Source organism: Frigoribacterium sp. Leaf44, assembly GCF_001421865.1.
GTDB lineage: Bacteria > Actinomycetota > Actinomycetes > Actinomycetales > Microbacteriaceae > Frigoribacterium.
In genome coordinates this window covers 135,249-153,303 of the sequence record NZ_LMLG01000004.1, presented here as the reverse complement: position 1 = coordinate 153,303, position 18,055 = coordinate 135,249, and the positions used below count along the sequence as shown (strand labels likewise).

The 18,055-nt window shown below is 72.9% G+C and carries 18 protein-coding genes; 12 read left to right on the top strand and 6 right to left on the bottom strand.

The genetic code is table 11. From position 1 onward, the window contains the following. Window positions 1-2 precede the first annotated feature (2 nt). Complete coding sequence (locus tag ASE87_RS06950) at window positions 3-1,562, bottom strand: carboxylesterase/lipase family protein (protein ID WP_056227082.1); 1,560 nt, start codon at window positions 1,560-1,562, stop codon at window positions 3-5. Window positions 1,563-1,705: 143 nt separating this feature from the next. On the opposite strand from ASE87_RS06950, the gene ASE87_RS06945 reads away from it, so the two are divergent. From ASE87_RS06945 to ASE87_RS06935, 3 genes are all read left to right on the top strand, one after another. Then, window positions 1,706-3,454, top strand: coding sequence for a sodium:proton antiporter (locus ASE87_RS06945; RefSeq protein ID WP_056227080.1), 1,749 nt, complete (start codon window positions 1,706-1,708; stop codon window positions 3,452-3,454). A 74-nt stretch (window positions 3,455-3,528) separates the two neighbouring features. Continuing rightward, window positions 3,529-4,878 carry an ABC transporter permease gene (locus ASE87_RS06940; RefSeq protein ID WP_056227078.1) on the top strand — a complete coding sequence of 450 codons (1,350 nt, stop codon included), beginning with the start codon at window positions 3,529-3,531 and terminating at the stop codon, window positions 4,876-4,878. A gap of 19 nt (window positions 4,879-4,897) precedes the next feature. Further along, the gene (locus ASE87_RS06935; protein WP_043596437.1) at window positions 4,898-5,131 is read left to right on the top strand and encodes a hypothetical protein; all 234 of its coding nucleotides are present in this window, start codon (window positions 4,898-4,900) and stop codon (window positions 5,129-5,131) included. A 24-nt stretch (window positions 5,132-5,155) separates the two neighbouring features. On the opposite strand, the gene ASE87_RS06930 is transcribed toward ASE87_RS06935, so the two are convergent. Together ASE87_RS06930 and ASE87_RS06925 are read right to left on the bottom strand one after the other, a co-directional pair. Further along, the gene (locus ASE87_RS06930) at window positions 5,156-5,455 is read right to left on the bottom strand and encodes a hypothetical protein (protein ID WP_056227076.1); all 300 of its coding nucleotides are present in this window, start codon (window positions 5,453-5,455) and stop codon (window positions 5,156-5,158) included. 128 nt (window positions 5,456-5,583) lie between these two features. Beyond that, window positions 5,584-6,081 carry an 8-oxo-dGTP diphosphatase gene (locus tag ASE87_RS06925; RefSeq protein WP_056227074.1) on the bottom strand — a complete coding sequence of 166 codons (498 nt, stop codon included), beginning with the start codon at window positions 6,079-6,081 and terminating at the stop codon, window positions 5,584-5,586. Between the two features lie 103 nt (window positions 6,082-6,184). On the opposite strand from ASE87_RS06925, the gene ASE87_RS06920 reads away from it, so the two are divergent. From ASE87_RS06920 to ASE87_RS06900, 5 genes are all read left to right on the top strand, one after another. Then, entirely contained in the window at window positions 6,185-6,538 is a 354-nt protein-coding gene (locus ASE87_RS06920; protein ID WP_043596433.1) for a hypothetical protein, read from the top strand. Window positions 6,539-6,587: 49 nt separating this feature from the next. After that, window positions 6,588-7,118, top strand: a complete 531-nt coding sequence (locus tag ASE87_RS06915) for a hypothetical protein (RefSeq protein WP_056227072.1) — start codon at window positions 6,588-6,590, stop codon at window positions 7,116-7,118. A 92-nt stretch (window positions 7,119-7,210) separates the two neighbouring features. Further along, a complete protein-coding gene (locus ASE87_RS06910) occupies window positions 7,211-7,480 on the top strand; it encodes a hypothetical protein (RefSeq protein WP_056227070.1) in 270 nt (89 codons plus the stop codon). Window positions 7,481-7,500: 20 nt separating this feature from the next. Beyond that, complete coding sequence (locus ASE87_RS06905) at window positions 7,501-9,609, top strand: S9 family peptidase (RefSeq protein WP_056227068.1); 2,109 nt, start codon at window positions 7,501-7,503, stop codon at window positions 9,607-9,609. Between the two features lie 5 nt (window positions 9,610-9,614). Then, a complete protein-coding gene (locus ASE87_RS06900) occupies window positions 9,615-10,229 on the top strand; it encodes a DUF1697 domain-containing protein (protein ID WP_056227066.1) in 615 nt (204 codons plus the stop codon). Window positions 10,230-10,661: 432 nt separating this feature from the next. On the opposite strand, the gene ASE87_RS06895 is transcribed toward ASE87_RS06900, so the two are convergent. After that, window positions 10,662-12,281 (bottom strand): CYTH and CHAD domain-containing protein, encoded by a 1,620-nt coding sequence (locus ASE87_RS06895; protein ID WP_056227064.1) that lies wholly within the window; start codon window positions 12,279-12,281, stop codon window positions 10,662-10,664. A gap of 72 nt (window positions 12,282-12,353) precedes the next feature. Here ASE87_RS06895 and ASE87_RS06890 point away from each other — a divergent pair, with 72 nt between their 5' ends. Further along, complete coding sequence (locus ASE87_RS06890) at window positions 12,354-13,709, top strand: hypothetical protein (protein ID WP_056227062.1); 1,356 nt, start codon at window positions 12,354-12,356, stop codon at window positions 13,707-13,709. Between the two features lie 93 nt (window positions 13,710-13,802). Here the strand turns inward: ASE87_RS06890 and ASE87_RS06885 are convergent, their stop codons facing one another. Beyond that, a complete protein-coding gene (locus tag ASE87_RS06885; protein WP_056227060.1) occupies window positions 13,803-15,560 on the bottom strand; it encodes a pyruvate dehydrogenase in 1,758 nt (585 codons plus the stop codon). A gap of 83 nt (window positions 15,561-15,643) precedes the next feature. Here ASE87_RS06885 and ASE87_RS06880 point away from each other — a divergent pair, with 83 nt between their 5' ends. Both ASE87_RS06880 and ASE87_RS06875 read left to right on the top strand, forming a co-directional pair. Next, window positions 15,644-15,916 (top strand): mycoredoxin, encoded by a 273-nt coding sequence (locus tag ASE87_RS06880; protein WP_043596421.1) that lies wholly within the window; start codon window positions 15,644-15,646, stop codon window positions 15,914-15,916. Between the two features lie 7 nt (window positions 15,917-15,923). Continuing rightward, a complete protein-coding gene (locus ASE87_RS06875) occupies window positions 15,924-16,961 on the top strand; it encodes an NAD-dependent epimerase/dehydratase family protein (RefSeq protein ID WP_235472231.1) in 1,038 nt (345 codons plus the stop codon). A 128-nt stretch (window positions 16,962-17,089) separates the two neighbouring features. On the opposite strand, the gene ASE87_RS16315 is transcribed toward ASE87_RS06875, so the two are convergent. After that, window positions 17,090-17,485, bottom strand: a complete 396-nt coding sequence (locus ASE87_RS16315) for a VOC family protein (RefSeq protein ID WP_043596420.1) — start codon at window positions 17,483-17,485, stop codon at window positions 17,090-17,092. Window positions 17,486-17,862: 377 nt separating this feature from the next. Between ASE87_RS16315 and ASE87_RS16665 the strand changes: the two genes are divergently transcribed. Continuing rightward, window positions 17,863-18,055: hypothetical protein (locus tag ASE87_RS16665; RefSeq protein WP_235472230.1), on the top strand; the 193-nt coding region annotated here is incomplete at its 3' end.

The window sequence follows — 18,055 nt, the reverse complement described above, 5'->3', positions numbered from 1 at the left end:
CCTCACACGTGCGGCACGAAGTCCTGCCAGGCCCGTCGCCGTTCGCCCCGAGGATCGTGCTCGACACGGTCGCGGGCGTCGATGATGAGGGTGCGCCTCCGGTGTGGGTCGTAGGTCGGCCAGTCGGCGACCGCCCCGGTGCGGACGAACTCGAGCCAGCGCGAGCGCGTCCGCGCGGCCGTCCGCAGGAAGGCCCGGCGGCCGCCCAGCAGGCTCATCGCCCAGCCGAACGCGGAGCCCATGCGGTCGTAGATCGCCCAGAGCTCGAGACCGTGGAACGCGTCGACCCCGGCCGCGCGCAGGATGCGCGTCGTCGCGTCGAACCGGTAGAACCGGACCGGCTGGTGCAGCGCGTGCCGCTCGGCCACCTTGACGCTCGGGAACCAGAACGCGTAGTCGCCGCCGAAGTCGAGGGCGGCCGGGCGGGCGGGCAGTCCCGGGTAGTGCTTCTTGATCGCCTTCCGCGCCTTCTTCTCGGTCGCGGCGAAGATGGCCCGGATGCGCGGCTTGGTCGTGGCGAGGATGTCGCGGCGGCCGGTGAACACCGAACCCTCGCGGTCGTTCGTGCCGATGATCAGCGGCACCGGGTGGGCGCGTCCCGCCTTGAAGGCGTCGAGCGGACGTTCGGGCAGGAAGTCGCCGTCGATGACCGGACTGAAGCAGATCGTGCCCGGGTCCTCGTCCGGGGTGCGCAGTTGCAGCCGGCTGGCGGCTCGGACGATCGCCGTCGTCGGCGCGTCGGCGAGCAAGGCGGCCGCGTCGTCCACGCTCGTGGACTCGAGGTCGTCGTCGTCCAGGTCGTGCGCCAGCAGCTCGAGGAACTCCCCCGCCCACCGCTGCGTCACGTCCGGCGGGTAGATCGCGTTCGGCGGTGCGCTCTGCGCGACGACCCCGCGGAAGAGGCCGCGAGCGCGCGGCACCGTCATGAGGGTCGTCACGGCGTTGCCACCGGAGCTCTCGCCCGACACGGTCACGCGGTCGGGGTCGCCGCCGAACGCAGCGACGTTGTCGCGGACCCATTCGAGGGCGGCGACCTGGTCGCGCAGCCCGAGGTTGCTGTCGAACGGGCGCTCCGGGGTCGCCCAGTGGCTGAAGTCGAGGTAGCCGAAGGCGCCCAGCCGGTAGTTGAGGCTGACGTACACGATGCCGCCCTCGCGGACGAGCGTCTCGCCCTGTCTCGGGAACTCGCGCGACGACCCCACGCTGTACGCGCCTCCGTGGACGAACACGAGCACGGGCAGCGCGTCTCCCGGCGTGGTTCCGTCGGGCGTGATCACGTTGACCGTCAGGCAGTCCTCACTGAGCGGCGTGGTGGCGTCCACGCCGACGAACTGCACGCGGTCCTGGGGGGCGGCGGGGCCGAACCGTCCGGCGTCGCGGACGCCCGTCCACGCCGCGGGCGGCTCGGGGGCCCGGAACCGGAGGCGCCCCACGGGTGGTGCGGCGAAGGGGATGCCGCGCCAGGCGAGCACGCCGCGCTCCCGCACGCCGCGGACCTCGCCCGAGCGGGTGGTGCGGACGAGGTCGGGGGCCGGGACGGTCGCCCGGGGCTGTGCGGTCACGGAGCGATGCTACGGGTGGTCGGACGGTCGCTCGGGGCCGTTCACCCGACGTTCTCCTAGGGGGCGCCTGGGAGGATGGTCGGAACTCTGCAGTCGATGCACGTCGCTCGGCTGCCCCGACGACAGGACGGAGCCCGGCTCACATGGAACTCGGCGAGCTGCTGATCATCTTGACCGGGTCGCTCGTCGTGACCGCCTTCGCCCGCTGGCGGGGCCTGCCCGCCCCCCTGCTGACGGTGGGCATCGCCCTGCTCGTGTCGTTGATCCCCGGCGTGCCCGACATCGAGATCGACTCCGAGGTCATCCTGACCGTGGTCCTGCCGCCGCTGCTCTACTCGGCCGCCCTCGACGTCTCGCTGCTGAACTTCCGCGAGAGCCGCGTTCAGATCGCCCGGCTGGGGGTCGGTGCCGTGATCGTGACGGCCTTCGCCGTCGGGGGCGTCGCCTACGTCATGATCCCCGACATGACCCTTCCGGCCGCCCTCCTCGTCGGGGCGGTGGTCGCGCCTCCCGACGCCGTGTCGGCAGCCGCCATCGGCCGCAAGCTCGGGTTGCCCCGCAAGGTGATGACCGTGCTCTCGGGCGAGAGCCTGATCAACGACGCCGCGTCGCTCACCCTGGTCAAGGTGTTCCTGGCGATCGTGGGCGGTGCCAGCCTCACGCTCTGGGACGACCTCGGCATCTTCGGCCTCGCGATCGGCGTCGGCGTCGCGGTCGGTCTGACCCTGGGCTTCGTCGCCCACCGGGTGCGGATGCGGATCGAAGACCCCGTGGTCGAGAACGTCATCGGCCTGCTGCTGCCGTTCATCGCGTACATCGCCGCCGAAGAGCTGAGCGGCTCCGGCGTGCTGGCCGTCGTGGCCGCGGGCCTCTACGTCGGCTTCAACTCACCCCGCACGGGATACGCCACCCGGCTGCAGGAGCGCCCGTTCTGGTCGGCCGCCGACGTCGTGCTCGAGGGCTTCGTCTTCGCGCTGATCGGCCTCCAGCTGCGGGCCGTCGTGATCGACGTCAGCGAGAGCGAGCGCGGCCTCGGACAGAGCGTCGGCGTCGCCCTCGCGGTCCTCGCCGTGGTCGTCCTCGTGCGCCCGGTCTTCGTGTTCGGCACGTACTACGCAGCCCGCGCCGGCCGGTACCTCTTCCTCTCGACGGTCCTGCGGAAGCTCCGACGGGTGCCGGCGCTCCGGCGGCTGCGGCGAGCGCCGGCGCTGCGGACGGTGCGTTACCACCCGCAACCCCGCATGGACTGGCGACAGCTGAGCGTCATCTCGTGGACCGGCATGCGGGGCGTGGTCACCCTCGCCGCCGCCGTGTCGATCCCGGCGGTGACCGAGTCGACCATCCCCGTGCCCGCGCGCGACACGATGTTCCTCATCGCGTTCATCGTCACGGTCGGCACCCTGCTGCTGCAGGGGCTCACGTTGCCGGTCGTCATCCGGGTGCTCGGCGTCCGTGACGACACGCAACGCGACCGCGACCTCGCCGCCGAGCTGGCGGTCTTCGCGACGAGCACGGACGAGACCATGGCCTACGTCGCCGAGCGTCGCGCCGAGTGGGAGAAACGGTGGGGGCCCGAGCTCACGGAGCGCGCGGTGCAGCTCTCGACGACCCGACTGCTGCGACAGAACGAGGCGCTGCAACGCACGGCCCTCGACGACGCCGACGAACGGGACGTCTCGGGGGCCACCGCCGCCCAGCGCGCCCGCCGTCGTGCGGCACCCCAGGCGCTCGGCTCGATCCGACGCGAGCTGCTCGCCAAGCGACGCGAGGTGGTGCTGCGCGAGCGGGATGCCGGCGCCCTGGACGAGGAGGTCATGAGGCGGGTGCTGCTCGGGCTCGACGCCGAGGAGCTCGCGATGGACACCTCGGCCTTCACGAGCACGAGGTCGTGACGCCCGCGCGGCGTATCGTGAGCGCCACCCGCGGCGAGACGGGAACACGACCGAGAGCAGGAGGGCACCGCACCGTGGCGACCACGACGAACCAGACGACCACGGACGACGCGGGCGGGCCGCCCAAGCCCGAGCTCGGTCGTTACCGCCGCTGGTACTCGACCCTCCACCCGTCGTTGCAGCTGATCGGCCTGCAGCTCTGGCTGCCGCTGTTCTTCATCGTGGGCTTCTGCCTCTGCTACATCGCGGCTTTCCACGCCCCCCACCCGCACGACGTCCCCGTCGCGGTCGTCGGGTCCTCGTCGGCCGCCGCCGATCTGCAGACGGGCCTCGACGACGCCCGCCCCGGCGTGATCGACGTCCGCGCCTACGGCTCCGCCGACGAGGCCGAGGAGGCGGTGCTCGCCGGACGGGTCGCCGTGGCCTACGACCCGGCCGACACCACGATCTACACCGCGAGCGCCCACCAGTACCAGGTCGCCGCCCTCATCCCGGCGACGATCACCCCCGTGCTCGAGGCCCAGGGGGTCACGCCCACCGTCACCGACCTGGCCCCCCTGCCCGCGAACGACGAGTACGGCACCGTGTCGATGTACCTCATGCTCTCGTGGTGCATCGGCGGCTACATGGTGGCGATGTTCATCGGGCTGATGGGCGCGCCGCTCCGCCACCGCACCCGGATGACCGTCATCGGTGTCGGCGGCGGCGTGATCTCGCTCGTGACGAACGTCCTCGCGGGGCCCGTGATCGGCGCCGTCGACGGGCACTTCGTGCCGCTCTTCCTCATCGCCTGGGCCTGGATCATCGCGATCGGCCTCGCGGTCAACGGCATCAGCTACTTCGTCGGACGGTTCGTCGCCCTGCCCGCCATGATCGTCTTCGTCTTCCTGTCCATGCCGTCGTCCGGCGCCGCCTACCCGGCGTGGTTCATGCCCCAACCGTTCGCCTGGCTCAACGCCGTCGTCGTCGGCAGCGGCATCACCGAGATGCTCAAACGGGTGCTCTACGGCGTCGGCCCCGGATACGGCCGCGGCGTGACGATGATGCTCTGCTACGCCGCCCTCGGCATCGTGCTGATGATCGTCGGCAAGCGCTGGTGGGAGAACCGTCGCATCGCGCGCATCGTGTCGGGTCGCACCACGATGTTCGCCGACGCCCAGAACGCGAATCGCGAGTTCCTCGTCGCCGAGCGCGACGAGGTGCTCTCCCGCCACGGTCTCGTGGCGACGGACACGGGCACCATCAACACGATCCCCGAGGACGAGCGCGGCGATCTCGGTGACGACGGGGAGCGGGGCGACATGTTCCTCGGCGCCCCCGGCGGGCTCGAGAACGACGAACTCTCGACGCGACCCGTGCGGGTCGTGCCGAGCGACCGGGCCGGGTCGGCGCACCCCGCGCGCGACTCCGGTGCGGCGCGCTGAGGCGGTACCCTCGACGCTCGTGACCACGAACACCCTGCACCGTCTGCTCGTCACCCTCGTCGTCCTGCTGCTCGTCGCGGCCGGGACCCTCTACGTGCTCTCGGTCACGCTGGCACCACAGGGTGGTCCCGACGTCGCGGCACGCTTCGTCGGCTACGCCTGGATCGCGGTCGTCGGCGCCGTGCTCACGGGTGTCGTCGACTTCTTCGTGCGGGCGGGGCTGTCCCGCACCAGGACTCGACGCGGGCGCTGACCCCGGGCGGGTGAGGTACCGGTCTCAGACGAGTCGGGCCTCGGCGGCCGACGCCCGTCGTTCGGCCAGCTCGTTCGCGGCGAGGCGTTCGATGCGGTGCCACCGCGCGGCCGTGGCGGCCATGCCCGCGACGAGGGCGACCATGCCGAGGCTCGAGAGTGCCCACAGGACGCCGCCGAACGCCGCTCCGACCACGACGGCGACGAGGCCGAGGGCCCAGGCGACCGCGGGCAGCCACAGCGGCAACGACAGGTGGCGGGGCGCCATGGCGGTGCCGGCCACGCTCCGGACCGTGGTCGTGGTCAGGCCGTCGTAGCTGGTCATGTCGCTCCCCGTGAGATCCGTCCGACGGCGGGGGTGTCCCCCGAGATCCGTCTCGGGTCCGACCCTAAGCGGGGCGCGCCGCCGCCGCGCCCCCCTCTGCGAGGGCCATGCGCCAGGGCCGGACGACCTCAGGGACCGGCGTGGCCGGCGGGCAGCGGGGCGTCCGAGGCCACCGTCGCGAGGTCGGCCGCGAACACGAACGTCCGAGCCACCCGTCCCCCGGCGAGCACCCCGGGCAGCCAGCGCGACGCGTCGTCCCACATCTCGTCCAGGGGCAGGTCGTCGAGGTCGAACCACCGCGGCACCAGCTCGTCGCTCTCGGCCGGTTCGCCGCGCCACGCGGTGACGACGAAGACCGTCGACCGCTGGCTCCAGCTCTCGCGGTGCGGGAAGAGGTACAGCAGGTCGCCCCGCCGGTCGAGGTCGGACGGGAGCACCTCGACGCCGCTCTCCTCCACGATCTCGCGGACCACCGCCTCCTCGACCCCCTCGCCCGGCTCGAGCTTGCCGCCGAGGCCGACCCAGTGCCCCGCGCCGAGTCCACGCTTCTTGCGACCCAGCAGCACCTGGGTGCGGCCCTCGTGTTCCCGCAACAGGTAGGCGACGCAGACGCGGTAGACCGGCATGACGGCAGGCTATCGGCTGCCGTCATGCCCGGAGGACGGACGGCCGGAGGCGCGGGGCGCGTCCCCGGGAACGGCTCGGCGGCTCGCGCGTAGGCTCGTCGGCATGTCCGAAGCACGATCGAGCGGGAGGCGACGCCCCGGGCCGGAGTTCCGCGGCGCCGGTCGCAGCCTCGAGGTGCTGCGCGCCGAGGCGCACGACGAGCTCTCCGCCCTCATCGAACTGCGCTGCCGCAACGGCGAGGACCCCTGGGACGTCATCCCCGGGCTGCCCACCGTCGACGAGCAGGTCGTCATCTCGCTGCGGGCCGACGCCCTCGGCACCGACGGCGTGCCGACCGCGACGGGGCTCGGACTCGCCGACGAACTCGGCTACCTGCGCACCATCGCGTTGTGGCACCCCGAGCTGTCGCGGGCCGTCTGGTCGCTCATGGGTCGGCTCGACGACGCCTCCCGCTGACCGACGCTCCCCCGCCCCGCCTGTCGGTGGTGCGTCGTAGCGTGTGGCCATGAGCTGGTGGGACGTCGTGACGGTGACCGTGGGTGCCTTCGTGGGTGCCGGGGCGGCGTTCGCGTCGAACCTGCTCGTGCGTCTGATCGAATCGCGGCGGCGCGAGGCGTCCGCCCTCAACGAGCTGATCACCGAGATCCACTTCCGGCGCGTGCTGCGCCGGGTGGCGCCGAGGCTCAGCCCCAACCCCCGCGCCCTCGACCCCGTCTACGAGCAGGCGCGCCATTCGATCTCGGCCATGAGGGGTGAGATCCGGCGGGCCCGGCGAGCACTCCGCCCCCGCTCGTCGGCCCTGCCCGTGCTCAACGAGATGACGCTCGCCTGCAACACGTTCCTAGACGACAGCGACGACGCTCCCGAGCGCTACCGCCTGCACCTCATGCAGCTGCACGCCCGGCTCAACGCCTCGGTGAGGCGGCTGCGGTCCGACCGCCGGTCCATCTCCGACCTCGAACCCGGCGAGGCGCACCTCGGCGCCACCGTCCAGGGCTTGACCGCGCCGACCACCGCCTTGCCGGTCGACGACTGACCGCCGGGCCGGGCGGTGACCCGCGTCGGGGCCGGCGGACGACCGACGACCCGACCGGACGTCGCCGAGGAGGCGCGGGTACCGTCCCCGACATGAGCGACCGCGACGAGACCACGACTCACGACACCCCGGAACCCCGCGACGACGCGACCGACCCCGCCGGCCACGACGTCGACGCGACGTACACCGTCCCCGGGACGCACTCCGAGTCGGCGGCGGAGAAGGCCGGCACCCCCGAGCAGGCGATCGACGAGGCCCGCGAGGGCGAGGCCCCCGACCCGGCCGACGTCCACGTCGCCTCGGACGAGTACCCCGAGGTACCGGCCTTCGGCGGAATCACCGCGAGCGACCGCTCGATCTGAGCCGCCGTTAGGCTCGGGTGATGGCCTCCGTTCCTGCTCCCCGCGCCCCCCAGAAGCCCGTCACCCGCTCGCACCACGGTCACGACTTCGTCGACGACTACGAGTGGCTCCGCGCCAAGGACGACCCCGAGGTCGTCGCGCACCTCGAGGCCGAGAACGCGCACACCGAGGTCGAGACGGCCCACCTCGCCGATCTGCGGCAGACGGTCTTCGACGAGATCAAGGGCCGGGTGCAAGAGACCGACCTGGGCGTCCCGGTCCGTGAGGGTTCGTGGTGGTACTACTCGCGCACGGCCGAGGGGCAGCAGTACGGCATCCACTGCCGCGCACCGATCGCCGGGCCCGACGACTGGACTCCCCCGTCGATCGAGGCGGGCGAGGCCGCCGAGGGCGAGCAGGTGCTGCTCGACGGCAACGCCGAGGCCGAGGGGCACGACTTCTTCTCGATCGGCAGCTTCGACGTCTCGCCCGACGGCTCCCTGCTCGCCTACGCGGTCGACGTCGAGGGCGACGAGCGCTACACGCTGCGCATCCGCGACCTGACGACCGGCCGCGACCTCGACGACGTGGTCACCGGCACGGCCGCCGGCGCCCTGTTCGACGCCACAGGCCGGTTCGTCTTCTACCCCACCGTCGACGAGTCCTGGCGTCCCGACACCATCTGGCGTCACGAGGTCGGGCAGCCCGGCGAGGACGTCACGGTGTTCACCGAGACCGACGACCGCTACTGGATCGGGGTGGGCCTCACCCGCAGCCGCCAGTACCTCGTTGTCGACGTCGGGTCGAAGATCACGAGCGAGACCTGGCTGCTCGACGCGGCCGACCCGACCGGCGAGTTCCGGGTCGTCTGGCCGCGTCGCGAGGGCGTCGAGTACGACGTCGAACACGCGATCGTCGCGGGCAGCGACCGCCTGCTGATCGTCCACAACGACGGCGCCGAGAACTTCGAGCTCGTCGACGTGCCGGCCGACGAACCCACCTCGACGACCGACCGCCGCGTGATCGTCGAGCACCGCGCCTCCGTCCGGCTCGAGTCCGTCGACGCGTTCTCCGGCCACCTCGTGGTCGAGTACCGCCGCGACGCGCTGCCGCGGTTCGCGGTCGTGCCGCTCGGTCCCGACGGCTACGGCGAGGTCACCGAGGTCGGCTTCGACGAGCCGCTGTTCGCGGCCGGCGCGGGCGGCAACCCCGAGTTCGACCAGCCGACCGTCCGCTTCGGCTACACCTCGTTCGTCACGCCGTCGACGGTCTACGACCTCGACGTCCGCACCGGCGAGCGTCACCTGCTCAAGCGCCAGAACGTCCTCGGCGGCTACGACCCGGCCGACTACGACCAGGCCCGCGAGTGGGCCACGGCGGCCGACGGCACCCGCGTGCCCGTGTCGCTCGTCTGGCGTCGTGACGCCGTCCCCGCCGAGGGGCCCTCACCGGTGCACCTCTACGGCTACGGCTCGTACGAGCACAGCATCGACCCGGGCTTCAGCGTCGCCCGCCTGTCGTTGCTCGACCGCGGCGTCGTGTTCGCCGTGGCACACGTCCGCGGCGGCGGCGAGCTGGGACGCTCCTGGTACGAGGACGGCAAGACGCTCACCAAGAAGAACACCTTCACCGACTTCGTCGCCGTCGCCGACCACCTGATCGCCGAGGGCCGCACGACCCCCGAGCTGATGGTGGCCGAGGGCGGCAGCGCGGGCGGCCTGCTGATGGGCGCGGTGGCGAACATCGCCCCCGACCGGTTCGCCGGGATCGTCGCGGCCGTCCCGTTCGTCGACGCCCTCACGAGCATCCTCGACCCCGACCTGCCGCTCACCGTGATCGAGTGGGACGAGTGGGGCGACCCCCTGCACGACGCCGAGGTCTACGAGTACATGCGCGGTTACAGCCCGTACGAGAACGTGCGCGACGACGTGACCTACCCGCGCATCCTCGCCGTGACCTCGATCAACGACACCCGGGTGCTCTACGTCGAGCCCGCCAAGTGGGTGGCGCGGCTGCGCGAGGTCGACGCCCCGGTGCTGCTCAAGACCGAGATGTCAGCCGGGCACGGCGGCGTCAGCGGTCGGTACGAGTCCTGGCGCGAGCGGGCGTTCGAGATCGCGTGGATCCTCGACGTCCTCGGGCGGGCCTGACGCGCGTGGACCACGTCGCCCTGCTGCGGGGCGTCAACGTCGGCACGGCCAAGCGGGTGGCCATGGCCGACCTGCGGCGCGTGGCCGCCGACCTCGGCTTCGAACGCCCCGAGACGCTGCTCAACAGCGGCAACCTGGTGTTCGGGGCCTCGTCGCGGCTCGGTGCCGACGACGCAGCCGGGCTCCGGGCGGCGATCGCCCGGGCCACCGGCGTCGACGCCGACCTGGTGCTGCTCGACGCCGTGCGCTTCACGCGGCTGGCCGTGGCCAACCCGCTCCGACGCGACGGCGGCGACGGCGGCGACGGGCACGATGGCGAAGACAGCGGCGGCGACGGGCACGACGGCCGCGAGGGGCGCGAGGGGCGCGAGCCGACGTTGCTGTCGGTGGCGTTCGCCGAGGTGCCGGGCGCTCTCGACGGGTTCGCGCCTCCTGCCGTCGACCTGGGCGACGAAGACCTGGTCGTCGCGCCGGACGCCGTCTACCAGTGGCTGCCGGCGGGCGTCCTCGCCTCGCGGGTTCCCGCCGCCTGGTGGCGCGGACTGCCTACCCCGGTCACGGCCCGCAACGACGCCACCGTCCGCAAGCTGCAAGCCGTGCTCGCCCGCCGCACCCCCTGACCCCATCCCTGCCCGACCTCGCCCCGAGTCCCTGCCTGCCTGCCTGCCTGCCTGCCTGTGCAAATCGCGACCACCAGGTGACGACACGCCGCTCATGTCTCCCTGCGCACGGCGTGTCGGGCGGCAGATGTCGGGTCGGCCCGCCGCCCGAAGGAGGCGCGGTCGGGTTCGGCCCGCCGCCGGAAGGAGGCGCGGTCGGGTTCGGCCCGCCGCCCGAAGGAGGCGCGGTCGGGTTCGGCCCGCCGCCCGAGGGAAGCGACCCGACCGTCCTGACCCGCCCGGCGTCGGCGGGCCCGACCGAAGACGGGCGAGTCCGACGGATGTGGGCGAGCACGATCGACCGTCCGCCACGGACACGCCCGTGTTCGGCGTCCGGCACGGTCGGGTTCGGCCCACCCTCCGCCCTCTGCCCCTGGCCTCCGGCCTCCGCGGTCAGAGCCGTCGGGCAGCGCGGCGGAAGCGGCGGAGGGCGTCCTCGGCCCCGCGAGCCTCCAGGGTCGCCAGCACGCCGTAGCCGAAGGCATCCTCGCCGGACCGGTGGGCGAACGACGCGACCTCGCGCACCGTCCGCACCGCGGCCAGGGCGTCCCGGTGCTCGCCGAGGGCGTCCTGCACGGCCTCGGCCCGGCGGGCGCGGCCGCGACCCGACCCGCGGCGGACCCGGTCGGCCTCGAGGGCGTACCGCAGCCGTCGGGCGGCCTTCCGGGCGTCGTGCAGGGCCGAGACCACCGCCGCTCCGTTCTCGAGGTCCGTCGCGTCCAGTGCCGCGAGCCCGGCCCGGACGGCCCGCTTCGTCCACTTCCGCTCGGCCCGCAGCCGTGCGGCGGAGAGCTCGGCCGCCGGGTCCGCCGCGTGCGTGCCCGTCGCCGGGGCCGCCACGAGCGCGTCGACCGCGTCCAGCAGGTCGAACCAGGCTCCCGAGTCGAGCAGGCGACGCACGTCACCGACGGCCTCGTCGAGCCGTTCGCCGAGCCGGGCGTCGATCCGCCCCGTGGCCTGGGCGGCCACGAACCCCGCCGGAGCCGAGGAGGCGCGGGTCGCCACCCGGCCACGCGCCACCTCGACGTCCCGAGCGACCCCCGAGACCTGGCCGACGTGGCGGGCACCCGCCACGACGGTCGCGGCGAGCGCGGGGTCGAGGACGCCGTCCCACACGGTCAGCAAGGCGCGCAGTCGACGAATCGTGGTCCGTAGCCGATGGACGGCCTCCGGCCGGCCGTCGCGCACGGCGGCGTCGACCGCGAGCAGCTCGTCACGGAGTCCCGACGCGGCGGACGCCACGAAAGCCGCGGCCGACTTCTTCTTCGGGGCCGGGGCAGGGGCAGGGGCCCCGGCAGGCACGACCGTCGAGGCGGCCCCGCCCGCGCCTTCGCCCGTCACCGACGGCCCTGCCGACTCCGAGCCCAGTCCTCGGGCCAGCTTCGACTTCGACGACGACACCGACGCCCCGGCCGACTCGAGTCGCTCGGCGACGGCGTCGAGCAGCCGCTCGCCCTCGTCGCCGTCGACGCCCGGCGCGAGCTCGACCTCCCACTCGCGCCAGGTGCGCAGCACGCCCGTGTCGGGGTTCGACGCCCGCACGACGTCGTCGGCGAGTTCGGCCAGCCGGCGGCCCGAGCCGTTGAGCAGGCGGGTCACGGTGCGCGTCGTCTCGAGTCGCAGCACGGGGTGCACGGGCCGGCCCCGCAGCCGTGCCTCGACCAGCCGCCGTAGGGCGTCCGGCACGGGCTCGTCGGGTTCGCCGAGCGGCCAGTGCACCTCGCGGCGCCCGGACGTGCCGGCCGACGGCGGCAGCTTGAGGTGCCAACCGGCGTCGTCACCGCCCTCGCGCCTCCTGAGGGTGGTCCGGGCCCCGAGCAGCGTGTGGTCGACGGTGTCCCAGTAGGTCGCGGCGAGTTCGACCGGGTCGTCGTGCCCGACGACGTCGACGACCGGGGCCCCGGCGGTGCCACCGCCCACCCCGGCCAGGTCGGGCACCCGGACGCTCTCGTGGACGTCGTACTTGCGCTCGATCTCGGTCTGTTCGGTGCGGCGCGGGGATGCGGTGCTCATCACTCCGTTGTAGTCGAGGGGCTGGTGGGCCGCTCCCGGACCCCGCCGGGCGGCCCGGCGTAGGGTCGTCGCATGAGCGATGTGGCACCGATTCTTGCCGGATGGATGGCGCGACAGCGCTGGTACGCGACCAAGGGACGGACGCCAGCGCTGCGGGTGATCGGCTCGTTCGAGGCCGAGGTGGACGACGCCCTCACCATGACGCTGCTGATCATCGACGAGGCGGCGGACGTCCCCGTCCTCTACCAGGTGCCCCTCGTCAGCCGCGCGACCCCCCTGCCCGGCGGCGACGCGGCCTTCATCGGCTCGGCCGACGGACGCTACCTCTACGACGGACCCCACGACCCGGCCTACGCACGGGAGTTGCTGCGCACCATGTCCGCCGAGGCGCACGTCGCGGGTGCCGACATCACGGTCGACGGCACGTGCATCGTCGACCCCGGGCAGGTGCGTCGCTCGCGCGTGCTCTCGGGCGAGCAGTCGAACACGTCCATCGTCTACGACGTCGAAGGCGGTCCCGTCGACCAGGTCATCGCGAAGGTCTTCCGGGTGCTGCACCACGGCGACAACCCGGACGTCACGACCCAGGCCGCCCTGACCCGGGGCGGGTCGACGCACGTCCCCTCGTCGTTCGGCTCGCTGCGGGCGACCTGGCCCGACGTCGGACGCGAGGGCGGAACGGCCACCGGCCACCTCGCCTTCTCCCAGGAGTTCCTGCCCGGCCTCGAAGACGCCTGGCGCGTGGCCCTGACGGCCGCGGCCGAGGGCACCGACTTCACGGCCGAGGCCCACGCGCTCGGCGTGGCCGTGGCCGAGGTACACGCCACCCTCGCCACCGACCTCGGCACGGTGCCCGCCGGCGACGACGAGATCGCCGGGGCCCTGACGAGCATGCGGCGGCGCATCACGACCGCGGCGCGCGAGGTGCCGCAGATCGCCGAGCACGCCGACGCGATCGGAACCGTCTACGACGCGGCCGAGCACCTGCACTGGCCCGACCTGCAACGCATCCACGGCGACCTGCACCTCGGTCAGGCCCTGCTCTCGCCCGAGCGCGGCTGGATGCTCATCGACTTCGAGGGCGAGCCCCTGCGGCCGATGCCCGAGCGCTCGCGCCCCGACCTGCCGATCCGTGACATCGCGGGCATGCTGAGGTCCTTCGACTACGTGGCCGGCTCGCTCGCGCAAGAGGACGTGCCGGTCGACGCGAAGGCCTGGGCGCACGACGCCCGCCGCGCGTTCGTCGACGGGTACGTCGCCTCGTCCGGTGTCGACGTCCGAGCCGCCCGCGCCCTGCTCGACGCGTTCGAGATCGACAAGGCCGTGTACGAGGCGATCTACGAGAGCCGCAACCGGCCGGACTGGATCGACATCCCGCTCACGGCCGTCGCCCGGCTGGCCGCGCGCAGCGCTCCCGCCGCGGGCTGAGCCGGGCGGGCAGGGTCGCGAGGTGTCCTGCCCGTGACGCACCGCGCCTCCTGACCCCTCGAGAGCGAGGACGCAGGAGGCGCGGCGACGGCTTCAGGGACGGGGCACGTTGCGCAGGTTCGACCGCGCCATGGCCACGGCCTCGCCCGCGCCGCCGTTCATGACGATCTTCGACATGGCGAGCGAGAAGCCCTTCACCTGGGCGCCCGTGATCGTCGGGGGCAGTGACAACGCCTTCGGGTCGGTCGCGATGTCGACGAGCGCCGGACCGTCGTGTTCGAAGGCTGCCTCGTAGGCCGCCCGGAGGTCGCGGGGGTCGTCGACGTGGACGGCGTGGATGCCGATGGCGCGCGCCACCGCGGCGTAGTCCGTGTAGGGCACGTCGACGCCGAAGTCGGGGAACCCGTCGACGAGCATCTCGAGCTTGACGAGGCCCAACGTCGAGTTGTTGAAGACCACGATCTTGACCGGCAGCTGGTACATCTGCGCCGTGACGAGCTCGCCCATCAGCATCGACAGCCCGCCGTCGCCCGAGATCGAGACGACCTGGCGGTCGGGGTACGCCATCTGCGCCCCGAGGGCGTGCGGCAGGGCGTTGGCCATCGAGCCGTGCAGGTACGAGCCGAAGATGCGCCGGCGCGGGGTCGGGGTGACGTAGCGCGCGGCCCAGACGTTGCCCATGCCCGTGTCGGCCGTGAAGATCGCGTTGTCGGCGGCGACCTCGTCGAGCAGCGAGGCCGCGTACTCCGGGTGGATCGGCCGCATCTTCTCGACGTTCTTCGTGTAGGCCCCGACCGCACCCGTCATCAGCTTCTCGTGCTTCTTGAGCGTCTTCGCGAGGAACTTCCGGTTCTTCTTGCGGGTCACGAGCGGCATGAGCGCCCGGAGGGTCGGGGCGATCGCGCCGTGCACGGGCACCTGCACGTCGGCGCGACGTCCGATGACGGCGGCGTCGACGTCGACCTGCGCGATGGTCACCTTCGAGGCGTCCGGCAGGAACTGCGGGTACGGGAAGTCGGTCCCGAGCAGCACGAGCAGATCGGCGTCGTGGATGCCGGCGTGGGCGGCCCCGTAGCCGAGCAGGCCGGTCATGCCGACGTCGAACGGGTTGTCGTACTGGATGACGTCCTTGCCGCGCAGACTGTGCCCGATCGGGGCGGCCACGAGGTCGGCCAGCGCGATGATCTCGTCGTGCGACCCGCGGCCGCCCTCGCCGACGAAGAACGCGACGGTGTCGGCCTGGTTGATCGCGTCGGCCAGGGCCTGCACGTCGTGCCGATCCGGCACGAGCTCGGGCGGACGGACGCTGACGTACGCGGGCACCTTGCCGCCCGCGTCGAGCTCGGCGATGTCGCCCGGCAGCGTGATGACGCTGACGCCTTCGCCCGCCAGGGTGTGCCGGATCGCGCTGGCGACCACCATCGGCGACTGCTCGGCCGTCGAGATCATCTCGCTGTAGCCCGAGCACTCGACGAAGAGGCGGTCGGGGTGGGTCTCCTGGAAGTAGTCCGAGCCGATCATCGTGCTCGGGATGTGGCTCGCGATGGCCAGTACCTTTGCGCGGCTGCGGTTGGCGTCGTACAGGCCGTTGATCAGGTGCAGGTTGCCCGGCCCGCACGACCCGGCGCAGACGGCGAGCTCGCCGCTCATCTGGGCGTCGCCCGAGGCCATGAACGCCGCGGCCTCCTCGTTGCGGACGTGGATCCAGTCGATCCCGCCCTTCGCCGATCCACCGGTGCGACGCACGGCGTCGACGATCGGGTTCAGGCTGTCGCCGACGATGCCGTAGATGCGCCGGACCCCGGCGGTGACGAGCTGGGCGATGATCTGGTCGGCGACCGTGTCTGCCATGGTGTTCCCTTCGTGGTGCGTGCTGGTTCGCCTCCCAGCCAACTCCCCCGGCGCTCACCGCCGACCGGGCTTAGCCTGGGGCCATGAGCGACATCGCGAGCACGTACGTCCCCGAGTCCGGCAGCATCACCATGTTCAGCACCTCGTGGTGCGGCTACTGCGCCCGACTCAAGCAGCAGCTCGGCAAGCAGGGCATCGCCTTCACCGAGGTCAACATCGAAGAGGTGCCGGGCACGGCCGAGATCGTCGAGAAGGCCAACGGCGGCAACCAGACCGTGCCGACGATCATCTACCCCGACGGTTCGACGGCCACGAACCCGTCGCTCGCCGACGTCCAGGCCAAGCTCGGTCTCTGACGCCGTCATGGGCCCGACCGGCACGACCGCCGCGGCACGTCGCCCCCTGCGGCTGCTGATCCTCGGCGGCACCGCCTGGCTCGGTCGGACGATCGTCGAGGCGGCCCTCGCCGGTGGCCACGACGTCACGTGTCTCGCCCGCGGGTCGTCCGGCGGCGTCCCCGACGGCGCGACGTTCGTCCGGGCCGACCGCCGCACGCCCGGGGCGTACGATCCCGTGCTCGAGGGCGGACGGCGCTGGGACGCGGTCGTCGACCTGAGCCGCGACGCGTCGCACGTGCGTGACGCGGTCTCGGTGCTCGAGCCGGCCAGCGCCTCCTTCGTCTTCGTCTCGAGCGTCAGCGTCTACGCCGACACCGCGACCACCGGGGCGGACGAGACGGCGGCCCTCGTCGACGCCGACGAGTCGGACTACGGCGGGTCGAAGGTCGCAGGTGAGCGCGCCGTCGTCGAGGCCTTCGGGGCCGATCGGTCGCTGCTCGTCCGGGCGGGCCTCATCGGCGGACCGGGCGACCACACCGGGCGCACGGGGTGGTGGCCGGTCCGCTTCGCCCGGGCTGCCGCGTCCACGGAGCCCGACCCCGTACTCGTGCCCGACGTGCCCGGTCTGGACGTGCAGGCGATCGACGTCCGGGACCTGGCGGGCTGGATCGTCGCGTCCCTCGAGCGAGGTGTCTCGGGGACGTTCGACGCGGTGGGTGATCGGCAGTCGCTGGCCGACCACCTCGCGGTGGCCCGCCGGGTCGTCGGCCACACGGGCGAGGTCGTCCCGGTCGACGAGGCCTGGCTCGACGCTCACGGGGTCGGGCCGTGGGCCGGACCCCGGTCGATGCCCCTCTGGGTGCCCGTCGCCACGCATGCGGGCTTCGGCGCCCGGTCAGGAGGCGCGGGCCGGGCCACGGGCCTCGTGCCGCGCCCCGTGGACGAGACGCTGCGCGACGTCCTCGCGTGGGAGCTCTCGCGTCCCGGCGCGGCCGGTCCCCACGGCGCGGGGCTCGAGCCCGACGACGAACGCGACCTGCTCGCCGCCGCCCGCGACCGCTGAGAACGGCAGTCAGGGCACGTCATCCCGGATCGTGCGACCCGGGCATGCAGGAACGGGCGAGTCCGTATCGAACGGTCCGTCTCGACGGACCGTCGGGCACGAACCCGCCCGTTCTGCCGACGCTGAGGTCAGTTCTGTGCCGGCGGGGCGAAGAACTCGATCTGGTTGCCGTCGGGGTCCTTGATCATCAGGGCGTGGCCGAAATCGACGTCCTGCAGGTCGGACTCGATGCCGACCGACGTGGCGTGCTCCTGCCAGGCGACGACGCCGGCGCGGTCGGTCACGGCGAGACCGATGTGGTCGAGCCCGGGGACGGTCGGGTCGAAGGCCGCGGACGAGCCGTCGGTGTAGGCCGTCACCCCGAGGATCTGGCCGTTGCCGACGGAGAAGATGCGGCGGTCGAGGCCGTCGAGCTCGATGCGGCCGACCGGGCCGGCACCGAGCAGCTTCTCGTAGAAGGCGAGGCTCGCGTCGAGGTCGGAGACGGTGATGGCGACGTGGGCGTAGCCGGAGAGATCGGGCATGGAGTGCTCCTTCGGTGGTCGGGTGTTCTCCGACTCACCGAACTCGCCTCGACTGGGAATGGTCTCTCGTCCCCCTCTCGATCGTCCCCCGAATCCGTCCACAGGGCGGCGCGACCCGATGTCGGAGTCCTCCGGCTCCCGAGACGATCGACGCATGACCACCGACGAACGAGACCTCCGATCCTTCCTCAGGCGATCACGGTTCGACGATCCGGCGGACCGGCGCGGCCTGCGTCGGGAGGAACGCCACGCCCTCGGAACGGTGGCCGCGGTCGGCCGGATGCGTGACGAAGTCGTCGTGTCCCACACCTCGGCGGCCGCGGTGTGGGGCATGCCGGTGCTCGGCCCGCCGCTGGCCCGCGCCTCGACGACAAGCCGTGGCCGTCCTCGACCACTGCCTGCGACATCGGTCGTGCACGCTGGCCGAACACCAGGCGTGCCTACCGGGACGGGAACGCGTCCGGGGCTCGACCCGCGCCTCCGGGGTCGTCGAGTTCGCGAGCCCCCTGGCCGGTTCCGCCGGCGAATCGGTCTACCGGGTCGCCCTCGACGGTCTCGGATCGCCGCCAC

Bases quoted from the DNA above. Each gene is read 5' to 3' on its own strand.
- ASE87_RS06895 (WP_056227064.1), bottom strand. From the start codon at position 12,281: ATGAGCACCGCATCCCCGCGCCGCACCGAACAGACCGAGATCGAGCGC.
- ASE87_RS06920 (WP_043596433.1), top strand. From the start codon at position 6,185: ATGTCCGAAGCACGATCGAGCGGGAGGCGACGCCCCGGGCCGGAGTTC.
- ASE87_RS06875 (WP_235472231.1), top strand. From the start codon at position 15,924: ATGGGCCCGACCGGCACGACCGCCGCGGCACGTCGCCCCCTGCGGCTG.
- ASE87_RS06885 (WP_056227060.1), bottom strand. From the start codon at position 15,560: ATGGCAGACACGGTCGCCGACCAGATCATCGCCCAGCTCGTCACCGCC.
- ASE87_RS06910 (WP_056227070.1), top strand. From the start codon at position 7,211: ATGAGCGACCGCGACGAGACCACGACTCACGACACCCCGGAACCCCGC.
- ASE87_RS06945 (WP_056227080.1), top strand. From the start codon at position 1,706: ATGGAACTCGGCGAGCTGCTGATCATCTTGACCGGGTCGCTCGTCGTG.
- ASE87_RS06930 (WP_056227076.1), bottom strand. From the start codon at position 5,455: ATGACCAGCTACGACGGCCTGACCACGACCACGGTCCGGAGCGTGGCC.
- ASE87_RS16315 (WP_043596420.1), bottom strand. From the start codon at position 17,485: ATGCCCGATCTCTCCGGCTACGCCCACGTCGCCATCACCGTCTCCGAC.
- ASE87_RS06925 (WP_056227074.1), bottom strand. From the start codon at position 6,081: ATGCCGGTCTACCGCGTCTGCGTCGCCTACCTGTTGCGGGAACACGAG.
- ASE87_RS06890 (WP_056227062.1), top strand. From the start codon at position 12,354: ATGAGCGATGTGGCACCGATTCTTGCCGGATGGATGGCGCGACAGCGC.
- ASE87_RS06905 (WP_056227068.1), top strand. From the start codon at position 7,501: ATGGCCTCCGTTCCTGCTCCCCGCGCCCCCCAGAAGCCCGTCACCCGC.
- ASE87_RS06915 (WP_056227072.1), top strand. From the start codon at position 6,588: ATGAGCTGGTGGGACGTCGTGACGGTGACCGTGGGTGCCTTCGTGGGT.
- ASE87_RS06880 (WP_043596421.1), top strand. From the start codon at position 15,644: ATGAGCGACATCGCGAGCACGTACGTCCCCGAGTCCGGCAGCATCACC.